Origin of the sequence: Streptomyces pathocidini (assembly GCF_001418495.1) — a bacterium.
GTDB classification, from domain to species: Bacteria; Actinomycetota; Actinomycetes; order Streptomycetales; family Streptomycetaceae; genus Streptomyces; species Streptomyces pathocidini.
In genome coordinates this window covers 1-3,528 of record NZ_LIQY01000435.1, presented here as the reverse complement: position 1 = coordinate 3,528, position 3,528 = coordinate 1, and the positions used below count along the sequence as shown (strand labels likewise).

3 protein-coding genes are annotated in these 3,528 nt (G+C 68.5%); 1 reads left to right on the top strand and 2 read right to left on the bottom strand.

Annotated features, from left to right (window positions below; translation table 11 throughout):
- Positions 1-402: 402 nt before the first annotated feature.
- On the bottom strand, positions 403-1,263 hold the full coding sequence (locus AOK16_RS19660) for an isocitrate lyase/PEP mutase family protein (RefSeq protein ID WP_055473519.1): 861 nt from the start codon (positions 1,261-1,263) through the stop codon (positions 403-405).
- A 523-nt stretch (positions 1,264-1,786) separates the two neighbouring features.
- On the opposite strand from AOK16_RS19660, the gene AOK16_RS19655 reads away from it, so the two are divergent.
- Positions 1,787-2,824 carry a hypothetical protein gene (locus AOK16_RS19655; RefSeq protein ID WP_055473518.1) on the top strand — a complete coding sequence of 346 codons (1,038 nt, stop codon included), beginning with the start codon at positions 1,787-1,789 and terminating at the stop codon, positions 2,822-2,824.
- Between the two features lie 183 nt (positions 2,825-3,007).
- On the opposite strand, the gene AOK16_RS19650 is transcribed toward AOK16_RS19655, so the two are convergent.
- On the bottom strand, positions 3,008-3,226 hold the full coding sequence (locus AOK16_RS19650; protein WP_157859274.1) for a hypothetical protein: 219 nt from the start codon (positions 3,224-3,226) through the stop codon (positions 3,008-3,010).
- Between the last annotated feature and the right edge of the window lie 302 nt (positions 3,227-3,528).

Below are 3,528 nucleotides of genomic sequence, written 5' to 3'. Positions count from 1 at the left end.
GGCGTACGCGGTACGGGTGGTGGCGGCTTCGGCCGCGGGCCCGGCGAGACCGACCCCCGCGGCGGCACCGGCGGCGGCACCGAGAAGACGACGTCTGGAAAGGGATTCAGGCACGGGAAGCGCTCCTGACCGATCGACGGACGAGACTCCGTCGACGCTCCCCGCCCCGCCGCAACCGGGCGTGACCGAGGGTTGAACGATTCAGGTCTGGTACGGGAGTTGTGGGGTGCGGGGCTGCCCAGCCGTCGACCGGCCCCTCTGCGCAGTCCTCAAGTCGCCTGGTCCCGCCGACTCGAGGAGAGGATCGAGAGGAAAGGGTCAAGTGGAGCTCGGCCTGGTGGTCGCCACGGCCACCACCGCCCCGGACGGGGGACCACATCGGCCGACGCTGCTCGCCGCCCTTCAGCTGCCGAACCGGTCGTCAAGTTCCTTGTGGAGATCGAATCCGACCAGTTGAGAGAACTCCTCGTAGGTGTGCTGCTCCGGGCCGCCCGCAGGAGTCCCGGCTGCCTTCAGATGAGCCAGCGCCCCGGCAATCGCGTGAGTGGCGGTGAACAACGCCGTCACGGCGTACAGGACCAGGCTGAACCCGAGGTCTTGAAGGTCGGCGGCAGTCAGCGTGGCCGTCTCGTTCCCGTCCACAATGGACACGACCTTGGGGCCGTCGACCGCACGAGCCACCGCCTCCAGTTCCTCGACCCTTTTGATGCCGTCGACGAAGACCAGGTCGACACCGGCTTCCTGGTACAGCCGGGCTCGATGAATCGCTTCCGCCATCCCCGCCGCGGGCAGGGCGTCCGTACGACCGATGATCAGCAGGTCGGCCGAGCCACGCGCCTGAACGGCGCACCGGAGGCGTTTGACGCCGGTGTCCGCGTCCATGAGTCGCACCCCGCTCATCTGACCGCATCGCTTCGGCGCGACCTGGTCCTCCAGGTGGATCGCCGCCACACCTGCCTGCAGATACTCGCGAACGGTGCGGTCGATGCTGCTCGGTCCGCCATACCCGGTATCCGCGTCCGCGATGACCGGGACCGACACCGCACGGGTCATGTTCCGTGCGTGCTCGGTCATCTCCGTCTGGCTGAGCAGGCCGATATCCGGCATCCCCAGACGGCTGGCCGTGGCCCCGAACCCCGTCATATACACGGCGGGGAAACCCGCCGCTTCCACCATGCGAGCAGTGATCGCATCAGCCGCTCCTGGCGCCGACACGGTGCCGGGGCCTTCCAAGAGCCGCCTCAGCGAGCCGGCACCCGCCATAGCCCCTCCCCTACCGAGCAGCGGCTGAAGCCGACCGAACGACCAGCCTCCGCCTATGACTCACGGCCCGTCGAGAAGCGCCCCGAGACAGCACAGGAGCACCTCGCGGTATGGGCCTCTCACGACAGAACCAACCCCATACATACCTTTTGACGGCAATTCACCGCAGTCCGTTCCCTGCCCGAGCAACAGTCGGTGCAGTCGGTGGGAGATGACCGCGCGTCGGCCGTGGCTCGACCTTGGCCCGCCGGCTTTCCACAGCAGGGCGCACGAGGAGCCGCTCTCCGTCGGCCGCTTGCCCGCCTCAACGAACTGATCGAACCCGGCCCGGCCGCGGGTCACCCCCCTGTTCACGGGCGTTTCACGCAGGCGACGGGCCGTGTTGGACGAAAGGGCGGGGATGCGGCTGAAAGCTTGCGCGCGCCGGAGCGGACCGCCGCCGTACCGGCGCCACTCCGCGCCGGAGCGCGAGCCCCGCCGTATCGGCTGCCGCTCCCGCTCCCCTCCCCCGAGAAGGCTGACCATGAAGACCCATCTCGCCCGTCTCGCCCGCCGCGAGTACCTGTCGCGCCTCCACCGCGCCAAGACCCCCGCCGTACTGGCCGCTGCCGCCGCGGCGTTCGCGCTGAGCGTCGGCGCGCTGGGCTCCGCCGAGGCGTCGCCAGCCACCGCGCGCGCCGGAGCCGCGCAGTCCGTCGCGGCCCAGTCCCTCGCCGCCCAGCCGGCCGCCGCGGAGGCCCCCGCCCTCGAAGCCAAGGCCACCGCTTCGTACGACGCCTTCGACGCACGCCAGGGCGTTGCCGTCGACCGCAAGTACTTCTACGCCGTCAGCGACAGCACCATCACCAAGCACGACCGCGCCACCGGGAAGCCGCTGCTCCAGTTCGCCGGGCGCGAGGACGGCCCGTACGTGCACTTCGACAGCGCGGCCGCGGTCGGCGACAAGCTCTACGCCGCCCACTCCAACTACTCGGGCTGGCCCATGGAGAGCTCGATCGAGATCTTCGACACCCGCACCATGCGCCACATCGGCACCCACAGCTTCGGCATCGACCGCGGCTCCCTGACCTGGCTCGACCGCCACGACGGCGCGTGGTGGGCGGCGTTCGCCAACTACGACAAGGAGCGCAAGGACAAGCCGGGCACCCCGTACGGCGAGACGTACAACACCAAGGTCGTCAAGCTGGACGACGACTTCCAGGTCGTCGAGTCCTGGACCATCCCGAAGCCGATCCTCGACAAGTTCAAGCCCATGAGCAACTCCGGCGGCTCCTGGGGCCCCGATGGCCGCCTGTACCTCACCGGCCACGACCTCCCCGAGACGTACGTGATGAAGCTCCCGCACTCGGGCTCCGTCCTGGAGCACGTCGCGACGGTCGCCCTGCCGGGCGTCGAGGGCCAGGGCATCGCCTGGGAGGACGCCGGGCGGAACTCGGCACTGTGGGGCATCAGTCGCGACAACGAGAAGGTGTTCCGCTTCGACCTCCCGCTGGAGAAGATCACGGACCCGAAGACGGAGGACTGGAAGGTCCTGGGCCCGGGCGAGTTCGTCCAGGAGTGACACGAAGCAGACCGGGCGGGGACCGGGTTTCCCCTCCGGCTCCCACCGGAGGCATGACTCCTACAGGAGACATGACTGCCCAGGGGACGTGGAGTTGGTGCTGCCGACCGGAGCACGCGACGGGCGATGACGCATCCGCGCCGGCAAGCTCACGGGTACGCACCAACTCCACCGTCGCCGCGTCTACGCTGCTTTGCGCAAGTGGCGCAGAACTCTGCGGACTGCGGCGCGGGCGCGTTGCCTCCGCTGCCGGATCAGTTCGGCCTGCTCCTTGTCGAAGTCGCCGGAGCGCAGCGTCTCCGCCCGCTGCTCGATATAGGCGGCCGGATCGGCATTGAACTCCCGAATGCGCGGATCGACCTCTAAGGCGTGCCCCGTCCAGACACCTGCCAGTGAACCCACAGTTGACTCCCCCCCATAGCTGGAATTCCCCACCTCATCACCGCCCAAGATGGACACCGAACCCACCCCGTTCGGGAAGAGGGCCAATCCTCATCAGCGTCACCCTGAACATCTGCACCTTCACCACCAGTCGATGCACCGACACATGGCACGCATCAGCAGAACTACGTTCTGAGACGTCGATTCGAGCGGCAGACTATCCACATCTTTCCCGTCCCCGCCCGGAGCAAACGGTTTTTACCCCCTGTAGGGCTACGTTCTGTGTATCGTGCGTGACAGTACGACCGGGGTGGGTCGGGGTG